The sequence below is a fragment of the Candidatus Pseudomonas auctus genome (genome assembly GCF_048654275.1).
GTDB classification, from domain to species: Bacteria; Pseudomonadota; Gammaproteobacteria; order Pseudomonadales; family Pseudomonadaceae; genus Aquipseudomonas; species Aquipseudomonas pharyngis.
The window spans coordinates 144,268-161,913 of record NZ_JBJYZK010000008.1; the positions used below are offsets into that span (position 1 = coordinate 144,268).

A 17,646-nucleotide genomic window follows, 5' to 3' on the forward strand; every position below is an offset into this window, starting at 1 on the left:
CATGGCAGGTCAAAAAGCGGATCTTTTTCAACGGGATCCGACCCTACTGGTTGTCGCGCTGTATCAACCCACTTAGGCTTCGGGCATCTCTGGAGATGCTCGATGCCTTTTCGTTATTTCATTAAACAACTTCTATTGCCGCCAGGCCTTCTCTTGTTGCTGCTACTCGTCGCCTGGTGGTTGCGACGTTCGCGGCCGCGACTGGCCGGGCTGTGTTTCGCCCTGGGTTTTGGTGGCTTCTTGCTGATGAGTTTGCCGGTGGTCGTGCAATGGGGCGCCAAAGCCCTGGAGCGCGAGCCGCCGCTGGCCCGGGAAGCATGGAAAAGCCTGGCGCAGCGCGCCGATGCGATTGTGGTGCTGGGCTCCGGCCGCGAGCGCGGCGATCTGGCCTGGGGTGAAGATCAACCGACCGGTGTCGGGCTGGAGCGCCAACGTTATGCGGCGCGACTGGCCAAGGCGTCCGGGCTGCCGATTCTGACCAGCGGCGGCCTGCATTACGGTACGCCGCCGACCGAGGCGAAGCTGATGGCGGATTCGCTGCGCGATGACTTCGGCGTGACCGTGCGCTGGCAGGAGGGAGAGAGCCGCACTACGTGGGAGAACGCCGAATTCAGCGCCAAAATGCTGTTGCCGGAAGGCGTCAAACGCATCGTGCTGGTCACCCAGGCCTGGCATATGCCGCGAGCGGTGTGGAGTTATCAACAGGCCGGGTTCGAGGTCGTGCCGGCGCCGGTCGGTTTCCTCGGCACGGACAATGCGCGACCGTTCGGCGGCTGGCTGCCGGAGTTCAAGTCGATCTGGCAGAGCGGGCAGTTGATGAATGAGGCGGTGGGGCAGATCGGCTATTCGCTGTTCTACCGAGGGAATGGCAGCACCGATTGATGCGTTGTCGTTGATGGCGCTTTCGCGAGCAAGCCCGCTCCCACAGTGGTCACCTGTGGGAGCGGGCGATTTCTCAGAGCGTCTTGGACATCCGGTTGGTCATCAGCGCCCAGCCGAACAGCACCACACACAGGATGATCAGCGGCCACGAGCGCCATTGCAGATACGGCGTCAGGTTGTGCATCGGCACCACTTCGCCGTAGAGCACGCCCTGCTCGAACTGCGGAATTCGCTCGGTGATCTGGCCGAACGGGTTGATCAGCCCGGTCACGCCGTTGTTGGTCGCGCGAATCATCCAGCGTCCGGCTTCAAGCGCGCGCATCTGCGCCATTTGCAGGTGTTGCAGCGGGCCGATCGACGTACCGAACCAGGTGTCGTTGCTGATCGTCAGCAGCAGATCGCTGCGTGCCGCCAGGCCTGCGGCGAATTCCGGATACACCACTTCGTAGCAGATGAACGGCGCGATCTGGTAGCCCTTCGCTTGCAACAGCGCCTGATCGGCAGGGCCGCGGGCGAAGTCGGACATCGGCAGGTCGAAGAACGCGATCAGCCCGCGCAGGATGTCCTGCAACGGTACGTATTCGCCGAACGGCACCAGTTTCTGCTTCAGATAAGTGCCATCGCCTTCGCCGACTACGGTGATGCCGTTGAAGAAGCGTTTTTCGTGACGGACCATTTCGCGGATCGGCACGCCGGTGATCAGCGCCGATTTACGCTCGGCGGCGAAGTTGCCCATCATGGTCAGGTAGCCCTCGGCGGACTCCTTGAGCACCGGCACGGCGGTTTCCGGCCAGATCAAAAGATCCACCGGTTTGGAGCGGAAACTCAGATCGCGGTACAGCGCCAGTTGCGCATTGAGTTCGGCCGGGTCCCATTTCATGCTTTGCGCGACGTTCCCCTGGATGGCGGCAACGGTCAGCGGCGCGCCGGCCGGGCTGGTCCAGGCATGGCCCTTGAGCGCAATGCCCGCCGCCCACGGCCCGATCAGCAATACCAGGCCGGCAGCGATGAAGGCTTTGCGGCGGGTTTGCAGCAGGCGCGGTGCGTTGTAGATCAGTGCAGCGGTCAGTGCGAGGACGAACGACACCAGCCACATGCCGCCCACCGGCGCGAGTCCGGCCAACGGGCCATCGAGCTGGCTGTAACCGGAATACAGCCACGGAAAACCGGTGAGGAACCAGCCGCGGAAAGCTTCCTGGCCTACCCATAGCGCCGCAAATGCAAGGGCGTCGGCCACCGGCGCTTCGCTACGCCGCAACCAGCGCGCCCAGAGCCAGGCGGGAAGGGCGAAGAACCAGGCAATGGCCGCCGTGAAGATCAGCATCAGGAAACCGGCCAGCAGCACCGAAGCGCCGCCGAAATGGTGGATGCTGTAATAGATCCAGCTGGTGCCGGCGCCAAACAGGCCGAAACCGAAGCACCAGCCACGACCCAGTGCCTGACGCGGGCTCAGCTCGCGCAGGCCGGCATAGAACAGGCCGACCGCCAGCAGGGCCAGCGGCCAGAGATCGAACGGTGCCAGCGCGAAGGTGGTGATTGCACCGGCCGCCACGGCCAGCAGGTTACCGGGCCAGCCGGGGCGGGTTGTCCAGCGCATTTCAGTCCTTAAATTTACCGGGCGATTGGCGTGAGTCGCAGCAAGTGAATCCGACGGCTGTCGGCGTTCAGGATGCGGAAGCGATAGGCGCCGATTTCAGTGATTTCGTTGCGTTTTGGCAAGTGCCCGAACGCGCTCATCACCAGCCCGCCGACGGTGTCGAACTCGTCGTCGGAGAATTCGCTGTCGAAGAACTCGTTGAAGTTTTCGATCGGCGTCAGGGCCTTGATCAGGAAATCACCGCTGGGCAGCGGCTTGATGTAGCTGTCTTCTTCGACGTCGTGTTCGTCTTCGATGTCGCCGACGATCTGCTCGAGCACGTCTTCGATGGTCACCAGACCGGCCACACCACCGTATTCGTCGATCACGATGGCCATGTGGTTGTGGTTGGCGCGGAATTCGCGCAGCAACACGTTCAGGCGCTTGGACTCCGGCACGAAGGTGGCCGGGCGCAGCAGGTCCTTGATGTTGAAGCTGTCGCCGTTCTCCTTGAGGATCAGTGGCAGCAGATCCTTGGCCAGCAGCACGCCCATCACGTCGTCATGGCTTTCGCCGATGACCGGGTAGCGCGAGTGGGCCGAGTCGACCACGGCGGGGAGGAATTCGCGGGGTGTCTGGGTCGCCTTGATGCTGATCATCTGCGAGCGCGGCACCATGATGTCGCGAACCTGCAGGTCAGCCACCTGGATGGCGCCTTCGACGATGGCCAGCGCTTCGCTGTCCAGCAGTTTGTTCTGATGTGCATCGCGCAGCAGCTCAAGCAGCTCCTGGCGGTTCTTCGGCTCGTGGGCAAAAGCCTGGGTCAGTTTACCCAGCCATGACTTTTGCCCGTTGCTCGATCGATCTTCGCTCATAGCGATTACTCTGAATCCTTTGTTGTAACAGTAGGGGATGTTTCGGTTTCGTCGTCCGCGTACGGATCGGGATAACCCAATTCGGCAAGCAACTCGCGTTCCAGTGCTTCCATTTCCTCGGCTTCCTCGTCATCTATATGGTCGTAACCCAGCAGATGCAAGCAGCCGTGAATGACCAGATGTGCCCAGTGGGCCTTTAGTTCCTTGCCCTGTTCGGCGGCTTCGCGCTCGACCACGGCCACGCAGATCACCAGATCGCCCAGCAGCGGGATGTCGAGAAACTCGTCGGGCACTTCGGCGGGAAAGGACAGCACGTTGGTCGCGTAATCCTTGTGCCGCCAGGTGTGGTTCAGTTCGCGGCCTTCTTCCTCGTCGACCAGACGAATGGTCATTTCCGAGTCGGCGGTGCGCTGACGCAAGGCCAGTTCGCACCATTGGCGGAATTCGGCTTCGGTCGGCGCAGACGCTTCGGTCGCGATTTGCAGGTCAAGCTCAAGCATCGTGGCGAGTGTCCTTTGGCGCTTCTTCAGCGATACGCGTCTCGAAGCGCTCGTAGGCTTCGACGATGCGTTGCACCAACGGGTGGCGCACCACGTCCTTAGGCTGGAAATGGGTGAAGCTGATGCCCGGCACATCTTTCAGAACTTCGATGACGTGATGAAGTCCGGATTTGGTACCACGCGGCAGGTCGACCTGGGTGATGTCGCCGGTGATCACAGCTGTGGAGCCGAAACCGATCCGAGTGAGGAACATCTTCATCTGCTCGACGGTGGTGTTCTGACTTTCATCGAGGATGATAAAGCTGTTGTTCAGCGTACGGCCGCGCATGTAGGCCAGCGGCGCGACTTCGATCACCTGACGCTCGATCAGCTTGGCCACGTATTCGAAGCCGAGCATCTCGTAGAGCGCGTCGTAGAGCGGGCGCAGGTACGGGTCGATCTTCTGCGACAGGTCGCCGGGCAGGAAGCCGAGTTTTTCACCCGCTTCGACCGCCGGACGCACCAGCAGGATGCGCCGGATCTGCTCGCGCTCCAGCGCATCGACGGCGCAGGCGACAGCCAGATAGGTCTTGCCGGTACCGGCCGGGCCGATGCCGAAGTTGATGTCGTTGCCGAGAATTTCCTTCACATAGCGCAGCTGATTCAAGCCGCGTGGGCGAATCATGCCTTTCTTGGTGCGCAGGGCGACGGAGGCTTCGGCGGGGGCGTGGTTGTCCAGTTGCTCGACGGTCGATTCCTGGAGGAACAGGTGAACCGTATCCGGCGACAGCTCTGAACCCTTGGTTTCCCGGTACAGGCGGCGAATCAGGTTTTCCGCGGAAGTGGTGTGCTTGGGCTCGCCGATCAGCTCGAACTGATTGCCGCGGTTGCGGATCTCGATGGCCAGGCGCTGTTCGATCAGGCGCAGGTGCTCGTCGAACTGCCCGCACAGATTGGCGAAGCGGCGAGCCTCAAAGGGCTCGAGAATGAAACGATGTGGTTCGATGGGTGCGTTCAAGGTCGTATTTAGCCGCCCTGGGGCAATTGGGATGAATTGAAGGATAACGCCAGCGGCGTGGGTGCGAAAGCTCTTAAATGGATGAGCCTGTTCTCAGAACCAGGCCGGTCCATTGTGGGAGCGAGCCTGCTCGCGATGGCCACGCCACGGTTGACTTGGTAAACCGCGTCATCGTTCATCGCGAGCAGGCTCGCTCCCACAGTTGAACAAAGGGTGTTACTGGATCAGCGAGCCGCGCAGCGAGTGCGGTTGCGCCGCGTCGATGTGCACGTCGGCGAACTGGCCGATCAGTGTGGGATTGTCGCAGCGGAAATTGACGATACGGTTATTCTCGGTGCGCCCTTGCAGTTCGCCCGGGTCTTTCTTCGAATAATCGGTCACCAGAATCCGCTGGATCGAACCGACCATTTGTCGGCTGATCTCGAACCCTTGCTGATTCAAACGGTGCTGCAAGGCGTTCAGGCGTTCTTTCTTCAGTTCTTCCGGGGTGTCGTCGGCCAGATCGGCGGCCGGGGTGCCCGGGCGCTGGCTGTAGACGAACGAGTAGGAAAAGTCGAAACCGACGTCGGCAATCAGCTTCATGGTCTGTTCGAAGTCTTTCTCGGTTTCCCCCGGGAAGCCGACGATGAAGTCCGAGCTGATGCAGATCCCCGGTACGGCGGCGCGCAATTTGCGCAGCTTGGATTTGTACTCCAGCGCCGTGTGGTTGCGCTTCATCGCGGCCAGGATCCGGTCCGAACCCGACTGCACCGGCAAGTGCAGGTGCTTGACCAGTTCCGGCACTTCGGCGTGGGCCTGGATCAGGCTGTCGGAGAACTCCAGCGGGTGCGAAGTGGTGTAGCGTATGCGGTCGATGCCGTCGACCGCCGCGACCACACGGATCAATTCCGCCAGATCCGCCAGGCGACCGTCGTGGGTCAGCCCGCGATAGCCGTTGACGTTCTGCCCCAGCAGGGTCACTTCACGCACGCCGTTTTCGGCCAGGTGAATGATCTCGGCGATCACATCGTCGAACGGCCGGCTGACTTCTTCGCCGCGGGTGTAAGGCACCACGCAGAACGTGCAGTACTTGCTGCAGCCTTCCATCACCGACACGTAGGCGCTGGGGCCGTCGATGCGCGGCTCGGGCAGATGGTCGAATTTTTCGATTTCCGGGAACGAGACGTCGACTTGCGGCAGCTTGCTGATGCGCGCGGCGTCGATCATTTCCGGCAGGCGGTGCAGGGTCTGCGGGCCGAACACCACGTCGACGTACGGCGCGCGATCACGGATCGCCGCGCCTTCCTGGCTGGCCACGCAACCGCCGACGGCGATCACCATGTCCGGGTTGGCCAGTTTCAGTTCGCGCCAGCGGCCGAGCTGGGAGTACACCCGGTCCTGGGCGCGTTCGCGAATCGAGCAGGTGTTGAGCAGAATCACGTCGGCATCTTCGGCACGCGCCGTGACTTCCAGGGCCTGGTGTTCGCCCAGCAGATCGACCATGCGCGAGCTGTCGTACTCGTTCATCTGGCAACCGTGGGTTTCGATGTAAAGCTTCTTGGCCATGGAATAGGGTCGTCACGTGGTTCAAAGAACCGCGCATTATAGGGAACATGTCCCCAGGTTCCTACCGCTGTGCGTCCGGTGGCTATGCTATAGTTCGCGCCCTCATTTTTTACCCCGATGCTGTCTGCCCGCCATGACCAAACGCGAAGCTCCAATCTACAAGGTGATTTTCCTCAACCAGGGCCAGGTGTTCGAAATGTACGCCAAGCAGATCTATCAAAGTGATCTGTGGGGCTTCCTGGAAGTGGAAGAGTTCGTCTTTGGCGAGCGCACGCAAGTGGTCGTCGACCCGAGCGAAGAAAAGCTCAAGGCGCAGTTCGAAGGCGTGGTGCGCAGCTTTGTGCCGATGCACTCGATCGTGCGCATCGACGAGGTCGAGCGTCTGGGAACGCCGAAGATCAGCGAAGCCCGTGGCGGCGTTGGTAACGTGATGCCGTTTCCGATGCCGATGCCTGAGAAGTAAACCGTAAGACCGAGTCGCCTCATTCGCGAGCAAGCCCGCTCCCACAGGGGAATGCAATCCAATGTGGGAGCGGGCTTGCTCGCGAAGAGGCCAGAAAAATCTATAGAGAAATCAGGGAAGGGGCGAGAACGGCGTACGCCCGTCGGCGCTTTGCAGTTCCATCAGGTATTTACGGAAAATTTGCCCGAGCACCTGGGTCGCGGTTTCGAGATCTTCGCGGGACATTTTTTCGGAGACTTCGTCGGCGGTGTCCAGTGCATCTTCTGCGCCGTTGACCGCCGCCATCTTCAGCACAATGTACGCCTGAATGTTGTTGGCCTGCACGCCTTCGCCGTGGAAGAACATGGTGCCGAGCTTGAACTGCGCCTGGGCATGGCCCTGTAGCGAGGCCTTTTCGAAATAGCTCAGGGCTTGATTGAGGTCGCGCGGCGCATTCTTGCCGTCGTAGTAGAACTCACCCAACTCGTATTGCGCTTGCGCATCCCCTTCATCCGCTGCCTTTTGGCAGGCGGCGAGGGCCTGCGTGACATCTTGCGGCTGAGTATTGAGGGTGCAGCGACCCATCGCCGGGATCAACAACGAGTTGCCGCCTGCTTGTGCATGTGCGAGCAGCGGCTGAAGGAGCAACAGGCAGCCCAAGGCAAGGGTGCGGCCGGTGCGGTTCATGGGAATCGACTTACCTCTGAAGGGCGCGCGGACCCGTCGAGGGATCCAATAAGCGCGCATTATGAAATAAGCAGGGCCATCCTTACAAAGTCTTTACTCGATTTTCTGCTGCGCGGGAAATATATCGCCCACTTTATGGGAGATTTTTGGCAGGCGTGTCGGAAAAGGCGTGCAGATGTAGGAGAACGCTGACGCTGGCAATGGCCAACGTCAGCGGCGGGGCGTTTTACTTCAACTTGGCGAAGGCGCGTTCGGCGGCGTCGAGGGTCAGTTTCAGCTCGGCTTCGCCATGGGCGATCGAGGTGAAACCGGCTTCGAAGGCGCTCGGTGCCAGGTACACGCCACCTTCCAGCATCAGGTGGAAGAAGCGGCCGAACAGCGCTGCATCGCTGGCCATCACGTCTTCAAACGTAACAATGTCGTCGGCACCGCTGAAGTACAGACCGAACATGCCGCCCGCCTGGGTGGTCACGAACGGAATGCCGGCGGCATCGGCGCGCTGTTGCAGGCCGTCGAGCAAACGCGTGGTGTAATCGGTCAGCTCGGCGTGGAAGCCCGGACGGCTGATCAGGCGCAGGGTGGTCAGGCCGGCGGCCATCGCCAGCGGGTTACCCGACAGGGTGCCTGCCTGATAGACCGGGCCCAGCGGCGCGATGCGTTCCATGATCGAGCGTTTGCCGCCGAAGCAGCCGACCGGCATACCGCCACCGATGATCTTGCCGAAGGTGGTCAGGTCCGGGGTCACGCCGTAGTAGGCCTGGGCACCGCCGAGGGCGACGCGGAAACCGGTCATCACTTCGTCGAAAATCAGCACCACGCCGTGCTTGTCGCACAGGCTGCGCAGGCCTTCGAGGAAACCCGGCGCCGGTGGTACGCAGTTCATGTTGCCGGCCACTGGCTCGACGATGATGCAGGCGACGTCCTGGCCGACTTCGGCGAGCATTTTCTCCACCGCGTCGATGTCGTTGAACGGCAGGGTCAGGGTGTGTTTGGCGAACGCTGCCGGTACGCCGGCCGAGCTCGGTACGCCCTGGGTCAGTGCGCCGGAACCGGCCTTCACCAGCAGGCTGTCGGAGTGACCGTGGTAGCAGCCTTCGAACTTGATGATGCTGTCGCGGCCGGTGAAGCCACGGGCCAGACGGATCGCGCTCATGGTCGCTTCGGTGCCGGAGCTGACCATGCGCACCATCTCCATCGACGGCACCAGCGAGCAGACCAGATCGGCCATCTCGGTTTCCATCGCGGTCGGCGCGCCGTAGGACAGGCCGTGCTGCAACTGGTTGCGCACCGCATCCAGCACGTCCGGGTGGCTGTGACCGAGGATCATCGGGCCCCACGAGCCGACGTAATCCACATAACGCTTGTCGTCTTCGTCAGTGACGTAGGCGCCTTCGGCGTGCTTGAAGAACAGCGGCGTGCCGCCAACGCTCTTGAACGCGCGCACCGGCGAGTTCACGCCACCGGGAATGTGTTTCTGGGCGTTGGCAAACAGGGTTTCGGAACGAGACATGATCGGGCTCTCAGACTTTTAGTAATTCATTGAAGGCGCGGGCGCGGCGGGTCACTTCGGCGCTGCTGTCGGCGCCGAACAGGCCATGGACCACGGCCAGCAGATCGACACCGTGGGCCACCAATGGCGCAGCGTTGTCGAGGGTGATGCCGCCGATCGCGCAGATCGGCAGGTGCAGGGTGCGCTTGGCTTCGTCGAGCAGATCGAGGCTGCAACTCGGTGCACCGGGTTTGGTGTTGGAATTGAAGAACCGACCGAAGGCGACGTAACTCGCGCCTTCCCTGGCGGCCTGTTCGGCCAGTTCCAGCTGCGCGTGGCAGGTCGAACCGATGATCGCCTTGGAGCCGAGCAGGGCGCGGGTCGGCGACAGCGGGCCGTCGGTCTGGCCCAGGTGCACGCCGACGTTCAGGCGCGCGGCCAGTTCGGCGTCATCGTTGATGATCAATTGCGTTTTGTAGCGCTCGCACAGATCGCGCAGGGCTTCGGCCTCACGCAGACGGCGGGCCTCGTCGCTGCTCTTGTCGCGGTATTGCAGCAGGGTGACGCCGCCTTCCAGCGCCGCCTCCACGTAGGACAGAAACTTGCCGGCCAGCAACTGGCTGTCGGTGATGGCATACAGGCCACGTAGTTTCATCGCGCAGACCTCAGGCTCGGAACATCAGGAACAGAAATCCAGCGGCAGACGACGCGGCACGAACTGGCCTTTGCCCAGCTGTTCGGCATCGCGCAGGGTGCGCCAGGTGTAATCCAGCGCAGTACGCACCGCGCTGGCGAGGTTTTCGCCCAGTGCCAGGCGGCCGGCGAGGGTGCTGGCCAGGGTGCAGCCGGAACCGTGATAGCTGCCGGGCAGGCGCTGGCACTTGAAGGTTTCGCGCAGCCCATCACGGCTGTACAGGCGGTTGTGGATTTCAGTTTCGTCGCCGTGACCGCCGGTGATCAGCAGGTTCTTGATGAACGGCAGAAGTTTTTCAGCGCACTCGTCTGCGGTGCCTTCTGGCAGTTCGGCAAGAATCCGGGCTTCGGGAAGGTTGGGGGTGGCGATGATCGACAGCGGCAGCAGGCGTTCGCGCATGGCGTAGCCGACTTCGTCCTTGCCCAGGCGTCCGCCGCCGCCGGCACGCAGCACCGGGTCGCAGACCACTGGCAAGTGCGGGTGCGCCTGAAGCAGTTCGACGACGGTGTCGACCATTTCCAGGGAACCGAGCATGCCCAGTTTCACCGCCGCGACTTCGGAGTCGTTGAGCACGGCATTGGCCTGGGCCAGTACCCACTCACGGTCGAGGACGCGAAAGTCAGTGACGTTGACGGTGTCTTGCACGGTCAGGGCGGTGACGGCCGGAGCCGCATGGCAACCCTGAGCGAGCAGGGCTTCGATATCTGCCTGCAGGCCGGCGCCACCACTGGGGTCGTGGCCGGAGAGACAGAGGACAACGGGGCGTGAGCTGTAGATATTCATGGTGCGCGAGCTTACCACCAAACCTGTTTTGCGGGTGTTGTGGCGCAGTGCGCGGCCGATAACACGGGTAGCGAGATCCACAGCGCTTGCCACAATCTGACCGAGTCAACAGCTCTAGCCCGGTGTTTTGCTCTGGAACGCCCGTTCTAGAGCCTTTGTGGGAAAAATTTCCATGGTGCTCAATGGCCATCAACGGCTATGCTAGAGTGGATCCAAACCAATAACAGGTAATACCGGTTTTACGTCATCTCAAAGGGAATGGGGGGCTTCCTGACACAACCGGCCAAGCCACGCTGGGGCTTCAATGCGCTATTTGTTGATGTTGCTGTTCTGCTTGCCCCTCCTGGCAAGCGCCGTCGAGTTCGACGAGTTCACCCAGAGCCTCCCGCTGGGTCGATCCCTGCAAGTGTTCGAAGACCCGAGCGGTCAGGCGAGCATTGCCGACGTCCGCGCGCAAGCCGCCGCCGGAAACTTCAAACCCCATGACAAAGCCACGCTCAATGCCGGTTATTCGCGCTCGGCGTTCTGGCTGAAGATCGATCTGCATTACCGCCCGACCAACCCGTCGGCGCAACGCAGCTGGCTGCTGGAACTGGCGTATCCGCCGCTCGATCATCTGGACCTGTATCTGCCCGATGCCTCCGGCGACTACCGTCTGGTGCGGCAGACCGGGGACGCCTTGCCGTTCGCCAGTCGCGAGATCCGCCAGAACAATTACCTGTTCGACCTGGCGTTCAACCCGGATCAGCAACGAACCGTTTACCTGCGGTTGTCCAGCGAAGGCTCGATCCAGGCGCCGGTAACGTTGTGGTCGAGCACCGCGTACCTCGAAGACCAGCCGGTGCGCCTGTACGTGCTGGGGATCATTTATGGCGTGCTGCTGGGGATGCTGGTCTACAACCTGTTCATCTACCTCAGCGTGCGCGACACCAGTTACCTTTATTACATCTTCTATATCGCCTCGTTCGGCCTTTATCAGCTCTCGGTCAACGGCGCGGCAGTCGAGTATTTCTGGCCGGACAACCCGTGGTGGGCCAACGCCGCCACGCCGTTCTTCATCGGATGTGCGGGGTTGTTCGGCAGCCAGTTCGCCCGCAGTTTCTTGCAGACGAAGAACCACAGCCGTTGGCTCGATCGTCTGCTGATCGCCCTGATTGTTTTTGGCGCCGTGGTGATCGGTCTGTCGTTGATGACCAGTTATGGCCTGGCCCTGCGTCTGGCGACGACCCTGGCACTGACCTTCACCGTGGTGATCTTCGCCGCCGGGATCCTCGCCTGGTGGCGCGGTCTGCGGGTGGCGCGCTATTTCATCATTGCCTGGTCGGCGTTCCTGATCGGCGGCATCGTCAACACCATGATGGTGCTGGGTTTGCTGCCGAATGTGTTCCTGACCATGTACGCCAGCCAGATCGGTTCGGCCATCGAAGTGGCGCTGCTGTCGCTGGCGCTGGCCGACCGCATCAACGCCATGCGCGAACAACAGGCGCAGACCCTGTTCGACGCCGGCCAGAAACTTGAAGTGCTGAACCAGCAATTGGCCCACAGCAACAAGCTCAAGGACGAATTCCTCGCGACCCTGACCCACGAACTGCGCACGCCGATGAACGGGGTGATCGGTTCGCTGGAGCTGATGCAGACCGTCGAACTCGATCCGGAACTGGAGCAATACCAGCAGACCGCCGCCGGTTCGGCCCGGGACATGATGCGCATGGTCAACGGCATCCTGACCCTGACCGAATTGCAGGCCGGCAAGCTCAAGGCCACGCCGGGCAGTTTCAGCCTGCGCGGGGTGGTCGAGGCGTTGCGGATTCAGTTCGATGGCAATGCTTCGAGCAAGTCGCTGGACTTCAAGGTCGACGTGCTGCCGACCCTGCCGGATCGCCTGCATGGCGACAGCGCCAAACTCGCGCAATGCCTGGAATGCCTGCTGGACAACGCGATCAAGTTCACCCGCGTCGGCGGCCTCGCCTTGCGGGTCACCGGCAAACCGTCGACGGACAATCGCCTGGCGCTGTCCTTCGCGGTGATCGATACCGGCATCGGTTTTACCGATCTGGGCGAGGCGACGATGTATCAGCGGTTCTTCCAGCTCGACGGCTCGATGACCCGCGAATATGGCGGGCTGGGCGTCGGTCTGGCGATCTGCCGTCAATTGGTGGAATTGCTCGGTGGCAAGCTCACACACCGCTCCGAACCGGGGAGTGGCAGCCGCTTTCAACTGGATGTCGAGTTTGAGTTGCCGGAAGTCGAAGCCGTGCCGGTGTTCAGCCGCGACACCGTGCGTGCGCCGCAGGATTGCACCGTGCTGCTGGTGGACGACAGCAGCGTCAACCAATTGGTGATGCGCGGCATGTTGCTCAAGCTCGGATTTCGGGTGCGCACCGCCGACCACGGCGCGGCGGCGCTCGACTGTTTGCAGCGCGAGCGCTTCGATGCAGTGCTGATCGATTGCCAGCTGCCACCGCTCGACGGGGCATCGCTGTGTTGCCAGATTCGTGACCTGCCGGGATGTGCCCATCTGCCGGTGTTCATGATCGCGCTGGGGGCGGATCGAGAGCATTGTGCCTCCGGTGGCTCGATCGACTACCTGAGCAAGCCGGTGAAATTCGAGGATCTTCAGGTGGCGATGCAGCGGCGGGTGTTGAGTTGCTGATAGGGTGAAAGCGCCGGTATTTAGGCCGATATGACACTTTGATCGGTTCCGGGGCGGTGCTTAACTGAAGCTCTGGCCGATCAAGGAGCCCCGTCATGAACCTGCATCAGTTCGCCGAAACCCACGAAGTCACCAACCAGCCACCATCGCTGGACGGCACCAACCTGTATCGCATCGACCTGCCATTGCAGGAGTGGTCGCGGCGGTTCGGCGCCGGTTGGGCTGAGTCGCGGATCGACGCTTACGGCGCCTTGGCCGGCGGCCCGTTGATGGAGGCCGGGTTCCTCGCCAATCAAAACAAACCGGTGTTCGCCAGCCATGACCGCTACGGTCATCGCATCGATCTGGTGGAATTTCACCCGGCCTATCACGAGCTGATGCGCACCGCTATCGAACATGGCTTGACCTCGCTGCCCTGGGCTCATCCACAGGATGGCGCCCATGTCGCTCGCGCCTCCATGACCTACCTGCACAGCCAGGCCGAAGCCGGCAGCGGTTGCCCGCTGACCATGACCTTCGCCAGTGTGCCGGCGATGCGTTTGCAGCCGAATCTGGCCGAACAGTGGCTGCCGAAAATCCTTGCCACCGAATACGACCCGCGCAATGTCGGCATGGCCCACAAGGCTGGCGTAACCATCGGCATGGCGATGACCGAGAAACAGGGCGGCACCGACGTCCGTGCCAACACCACCAAGGCTTATCCGGTCGGCGCCAGTGGCCCGGGCCAGGCTTATGAACTGGTGGGCCACAAGTGGTTCTGTTCGGCGCCGATGTGCGATGCGTTCCTGACGCTGGCGCAGACCGACAAGGGCCTGAGCTGTTTCCTGCTGCCGCGCCATCGTCCGGACGACACGCGCAACCAGTTCTACATCCAGCGCCTGAAAAACAAACTCGGCAACCAGTCCAACGCCTCCAGCGAAGTGGAGTTCCGTGGTGCGCTGGCGTGGATGGTCGGCGAGGAAGGACGCGGGGTGCCGACCATCATCGAGATGGTGGCGATGACCCGTTTCGACTGCATGGTCGGCTCCAGTTCGCTGATGCGTCAGGCGCTGACCCAGGCCAGTCATCACTGCGCCCATCGCAAGGTCGGCGGCAAACTGCTCAGCGAACAACCGCTGATGCAGAATGTGCTGGCCGATCTGGCGCTGGAAAGCGAAGCCGCGCTGGCTCTGAGCCTGCGCATGGGCAAGGCGCTGGATCATCTGGACGACGGCCATGAAGCGCAGTTCGCCCGACTGGTGACTGCGGTGGGCAAGTACTGGATCTGCAAACGCGCGCCGGGAATGATCAACGAAGCCGCCGAGTGCATGGGCGGCGCCGGGTATGTCGAAGACAGCATTCTGCCGCGTCTGTACCGCGAAGCGCCGGTGAACTCGACGTGGGAAGGCTCCGGCAACGTGCAATGCCTCGACGTGCTGCGCGCCTTGTCGAAAGAGCCGGGCGTGCTCGATGTGTTGTTCAGCGAGTTGGGCGACGGTCATGGAGACAAGCGTCTGGCCGCGCACATTCAGCAATTGCAGGCGCAGTTCAAGGACACCAGTGACATTCAGTACCGCGCTCGGCAATTGACCGAAGACATCGCTTTGGGACTGCAAGCTAAGCTGCTGCTGGAGGCCGGGAATTCGGCGGTCAGCGATGCGTTCATCGCCAGTCGTCTGAACGGTGGCGGTCGGGTCTACGGCGCGTTGCCGCGCGGGCTGGATGTCGAGGCCATCGTCGCTCGCTCGACACCGCAGGGTTTCTGAAGCAAATCTCCCACACACTGCAAAACCCTGTGGGAGCTGGCTTGCCCGCGATGACGGCCTGTCAGTCAACATCGATGTTGAATGTGATGGCCTCATCGCGGGCAAGCCCGCTCCCACAGGGATCTTCATTGTTTGAAAGATTAGGGTGAACCCACAACGCCACTGTTTCCGTGACGCCACGATGCAGGCAAGATGAAGCCCTGCAAGTCAGAACACAGGAAGCTGATCGTGACCGAAGCGTTTATTGTCGTTCAAACCGCCGAACAGGCCGTGGATCGTCTGGCCGAGCTGCATGAGCGGGCCACCACGGCGCTGAACTCGGCGCTCAAGCGTTACCTCAAGGACCGCGTCGAGCCCGACGCCGAGCAACGTGCCCTGTTCCGTTATCCCGAACTGCGTCTGACCTACCACTGCCAGGGCGAAGTCCCGCAGACCACCCGCGCCTACGCCAAGGTGCAGTTGCCGGGCACCTACAGCGTGACCGTTACCCATCCGAAGGCGTTTCGCAAATACCTGCTCGAGCAGCTCACACCGCTGATGCACGACTTCACTGTGACCGTCGAAGTCGGGGTCAGCGGGCAGAACATTCCGTACCCGTACGTGGTCGAGCAGGGCGATGAACTGGCCGGCTCCGGCGTCACTGCCGCCGTGCTGGCGCGAGTGTTCCCGAGTACCGACCTGTCCGCCGCCACCGATGGCATCGCCGATGGCCTCTACGACTGGGAAAACACCGATCCGCTGCCGCTGGCGCTGTTCGATGCAGCCCGCGTTGATTTCTCGCTGCGTCGTCTGGTGCATTACACCGGCAGCGACTGGCGCCATGTGCAGCCATGGATTCTGCTGACCAACTATCACCGTTATGTCGACCAGTTCATCGTCCATGGTCTGGAGCAACTGCGCCGCGACCCGCGTTTCGTACGCATGGTGTTGCCGGGCAACGTGATCATCGAAAAAGGCATGGACCACGGCGAAGCCTCGGCAATTGCCGCCGGTGTGGTCTGGCATCGCTACCAGATGCCGGCCTATCACCTGATCGCCAGCGATGGCCACGGCGTGACCTTGGTCAACATCGGCGTCGGCCCGTCCAATGCCAAGAACATCACCGACCACCTGGCCGTGCTGCGTCCGCATTGCTGGCTGATGATCGGTCACTGCGGCGGCCTGCGTCAGTCGCAGACCATCGGCGACTACGTGCTGGCCCACGCTTATATGCGTCGCGACGGGATTCTCGACCGTGTGGTGCCACCGAACATTCCGATCCCGGCGCTGGCCGAAGTGCAGCTGGCGTTGCAGCAAGCGGCAGCCAACATCACCGGCGAGAAGGGTGAAGAGCTGAAGAAGCGCCTGCGCACCGGCACCGTGCTGACTTACGACGACCGTAACTGGGAGTTGCGCTGGGCCCAGGAGCGACCGCTGATCAACCTGTCCCGCGCCGTGGCGGTGGACATGGAAAGCGGCACCATCGCCGCCCAGGGTTATCGCCTGCGAGTGCCGTACGGCACGTTGCTGTGCGTTTCGGACAAGCCGCTGCACAGTGAGATCAAGCTGCCGGGTTCGGCCAACGCGTTTTACGAACGTGCGGTCAGTCAGCACTTGAAGATCGGCATTGAAGCGGTGGATCTGCTGCGCACCGAACTCAACTCGCTGCACTCGCGCAAACTGCGCAGCTTCGACGAACCGCCGTTCCGCTAACGGTTTGTCGTGGTCATTTGGCGGTCGGGGCACTAGCATTGTCAGCCCTGATCGCCAAATGCCTGTGCACTTATGTCCCGTCCCCAACGTCCACCTTCCCGCCGTCCCGGCGCGAAGCCAGCCCCGCGCCGTGTCGCCAAGGCACCGCCCGCTGAGCCGAAGCTGATCCTGTTCAACAAACCGTTCGATGTGCTGACGCAGTTCAGCGACGGTGAAGGGCGGGCGACGCTCAAGGATTACATCGACATTCCGGGCATCTACCCGGCCGGGCGGCTGGACCGCGACAGCGAAGGTTTACTGCTGCTGACCAACGACGGCCAGTTGCAGGCGCGGATCGCCGACCCCAAGCACAAGCTGGCGAAAACCTATTGGGTGCAGGTCGAAGGCGTGCCGACAGCCGAGCAGTTGCAGCGCCTGCGTGACGGCGTCGAGCTGAATGACGGCATGACCTTGCCCGCGCAAGCGCGGCAACTGGATGAGCCCGAGCTGTGGCCGCGCAATCCGCCGGTACGCTTTCGCGCAACCATACCGACAACCTGGCTGGAACTGGTGATTCGCGAAGGGCGCAACCGCCAGGTGCGGCGGATGACGGCGGCGGTGGGGCTGCCGACGTTGCGGCTGGTGCGGGTCAGGATTGGTGACTGGACGATCGAAGGGCTCGATCAGGGCCAGTGGAAAGAAGTGCCGGCGCGCTTATAAGGCGCCGGACTCGATCAGGCCGATCACCACACTCTTGATGATGAACGCGGCCACGCCCAGGCCCAGCACGAAGAACAGAATGAACGAGCCGAAGCGCCCGGCCTTGGACTTCTTCGCCAGATCCCAGACGATGAAACCCATGAAAATGATCAGGATGCTGACAAGGCCAGTCATCATCCACTCTTCAAATACTGCTGGATCCATCGGGTTCTCCGGCACGCACGGGGCTAAAAGGGCGCGGCGAGTATACGCCAAGGGGGGCGGGGTGGCATTGATCTGGGTCTGATCCGACGACTGGCCCTCACCCTAACCCTCTCCCGGGGGGAGAGGGGACTGACCGAGGTGTCTGGCGTCATACATCGACCTGAAATTTCCAGTCGATTATGG

16 protein-coding genes are annotated in these 17,646 nt (G+C 62.0%); 6 read left to right on the forward strand and 10 right to left on the reverse strand.

From position 1 onward, the window contains the following. The first annotated feature begins 102 nt into the window (after window positions 1–102). Entirely contained in the window at window positions 103–882 is a 780-nt protein-coding gene (locus ACKUG4_RS16820) for a YdcF family protein (protein ID WP_445434443.1), read from the forward strand. A 73-nt stretch (window positions 883–955) separates the two neighbouring features. Here the strand turns inward: ACKUG4_RS16820 and lnt are convergent, their stop codons facing one another. The 5 genes from lnt to miaB all read right to left on the reverse strand — a co-directional run bounded on the left by lnt (window position 956) and on the right by miaB (window position 6,375). After that, window positions 956–2,479 (reverse strand): apolipoprotein N-acyltransferase, encoded by a 1,524-nt coding sequence (gene lnt, locus ACKUG4_RS16825; RefSeq protein WP_445434444.1) that lies wholly within the window; start codon window positions 2,477–2,479, stop codon window positions 956–958. Between the two features lie 14 nt (window positions 2,480–2,493). Next, window positions 2,494–3,333: a CorC family transporter gene (locus ACKUG4_RS16830; protein WP_007909641.1), complete on the reverse strand. Its 840-nt coding sequence runs from the start codon at window positions 3,331–3,333 to the stop codon at window positions 2,494–2,496. 5 nt (window positions 3,334–3,338) lie between these two features. Further along, the gene (gene ybeY / locus ACKUG4_RS16835) at window positions 3,339–3,833 is read right to left on the reverse strand and encodes an rRNA maturation RNase YbeY (RefSeq protein WP_007958682.1); all 495 of its coding nucleotides are present in this window, start codon (window positions 3,831–3,833) and stop codon (window positions 3,339–3,341) included. Beyond that, the gene (locus tag ACKUG4_RS16840; RefSeq protein WP_445434445.1) at window positions 3,826–4,830 is read right to left on the reverse strand and encodes a PhoH family protein; all 1,005 of its coding nucleotides are present in this window, start codon (window positions 4,828–4,830) and stop codon (window positions 3,826–3,828) included. The genes ybeY and ACKUG4_RS16840 overlap by 8 nt, the downstream gene beginning before the upstream one ends. Window positions 4,831–5,046: 216 nt before the next feature. Next, window positions 5,047–6,375 (reverse strand): tRNA (N6-isopentenyl adenosine(37)-C2)-methylthiotransferase MiaB, encoded by a 1,329-nt coding sequence (gene miaB / locus ACKUG4_RS16845; RefSeq protein WP_064382169.1) that lies wholly within the window; start codon window positions 6,373–6,375, stop codon window positions 5,047–5,049. A 133-nt stretch (window positions 6,376–6,508) separates the two neighbouring features. On the opposite strand from miaB, the gene ACKUG4_RS16850 reads away from it, so the two are divergent. Beyond that, window positions 6,509–6,838, forward strand: coding sequence for a DUF1820 family protein (locus ACKUG4_RS16850; RefSeq protein WP_027617776.1), 330 nt, complete (start codon window positions 6,509–6,511; stop codon window positions 6,836–6,838). Between the two features lie 111 nt (window positions 6,839–6,949). Here ACKUG4_RS16850 and ACKUG4_RS16855 read toward each other — a convergent pair whose 3' ends face one another. The 4 genes from ACKUG4_RS16855 to ACKUG4_RS16870 form a co-directional block, all read right to left on the reverse strand. Continuing rightward, the gene (locus ACKUG4_RS16855; protein ID WP_003228518.1) at window positions 6,950–7,504 is read right to left on the reverse strand and encodes a tetratricopeptide repeat protein; all 555 of its coding nucleotides are present in this window, start codon (window positions 7,502–7,504) and stop codon (window positions 6,950–6,952) included. A 226-nt stretch (window positions 7,505–7,730) separates the two neighbouring features. Further along, complete coding sequence (hemL, locus tag ACKUG4_RS16860) at window positions 7,731–9,014, reverse strand: glutamate-1-semialdehyde 2,1-aminomutase (protein ID WP_064599654.1); 1,284 nt, start codon at window positions 9,012–9,014, stop codon at window positions 7,731–7,733. A 10-nt stretch (window positions 9,015–9,024) separates the two neighbouring features. Further along, a complete protein-coding gene (gene thiE, locus ACKUG4_RS16865; RefSeq protein ID WP_085612558.1) occupies window positions 9,025–9,648 on the reverse strand; it encodes a thiamine phosphate synthase in 624 nt (207 codons plus the stop codon). Window positions 9,649–9,672: 24 nt separating this feature from the next. Further along, window positions 9,673–10,470 carry a hydroxymethylpyrimidine/phosphomethylpyrimidine kinase gene (locus ACKUG4_RS16870; protein ID WP_039771996.1) on the reverse strand — a complete coding sequence of 266 codons (798 nt, stop codon included), beginning with the start codon at window positions 10,468–10,470 and terminating at the stop codon, window positions 9,673–9,675. Window positions 10,471–10,774: 304 nt separating this feature from the next. On the opposite strand from ACKUG4_RS16870, the gene ACKUG4_RS16875 reads away from it, so the two are divergent. The 4 genes from ACKUG4_RS16875 to ACKUG4_RS16890 all read left to right on the forward strand — a co-directional run bounded on the left by ACKUG4_RS16875 (window position 10,775) and on the right by ACKUG4_RS16890 (window position 17,259). Next, on the forward strand, window positions 10,775–13,123 hold the full coding sequence (locus ACKUG4_RS16875; RefSeq protein ID WP_445434446.1) for a 7TM diverse intracellular signaling domain-containing protein: 2,349 nt from the start codon (window positions 10,775–10,777) through the stop codon (window positions 13,121–13,123). A 95-nt stretch (window positions 13,124–13,218) separates the two neighbouring features. Further along, a complete protein-coding gene (locus tag ACKUG4_RS16880) occupies window positions 13,219–14,868 on the forward strand; it encodes an acyl-CoA dehydrogenase family protein (RefSeq protein ID WP_064599645.1) in 1,650 nt (549 codons plus the stop codon). A 192-nt stretch (window positions 14,869–15,060) separates the two neighbouring features. After that, window positions 15,061–16,560, forward strand: coding sequence for an AMP nucleosidase (gene amn / locus ACKUG4_RS16885; protein ID WP_172829511.1), 1,500 nt, complete (start codon window positions 15,061–15,063; stop codon window positions 16,558–16,560). A 72-nt stretch (window positions 16,561–16,632) separates the two neighbouring features. Next, on the forward strand, window positions 16,633–17,259 hold the full coding sequence (locus ACKUG4_RS16890; protein WP_445434447.1) for a pseudouridine synthase: 627 nt from the start codon (window positions 16,633–16,635) through the stop codon (window positions 17,257–17,259). Here the strand turns inward: ACKUG4_RS16890 and ACKUG4_RS16895 are convergent. After that, complete coding sequence (locus ACKUG4_RS16895; RefSeq protein ID WP_003228500.1) at window positions 17,254–17,463, reverse strand: DUF2788 domain-containing protein; 210 nt, start codon at window positions 17,461–17,463, stop codon at window positions 17,254–17,256. The two genes, ACKUG4_RS16890 and ACKUG4_RS16895, sit on opposite strands and share 6 nt — an antisense overlap. Window positions 17,464–17,646: the final 183 nt, after the last annotated feature.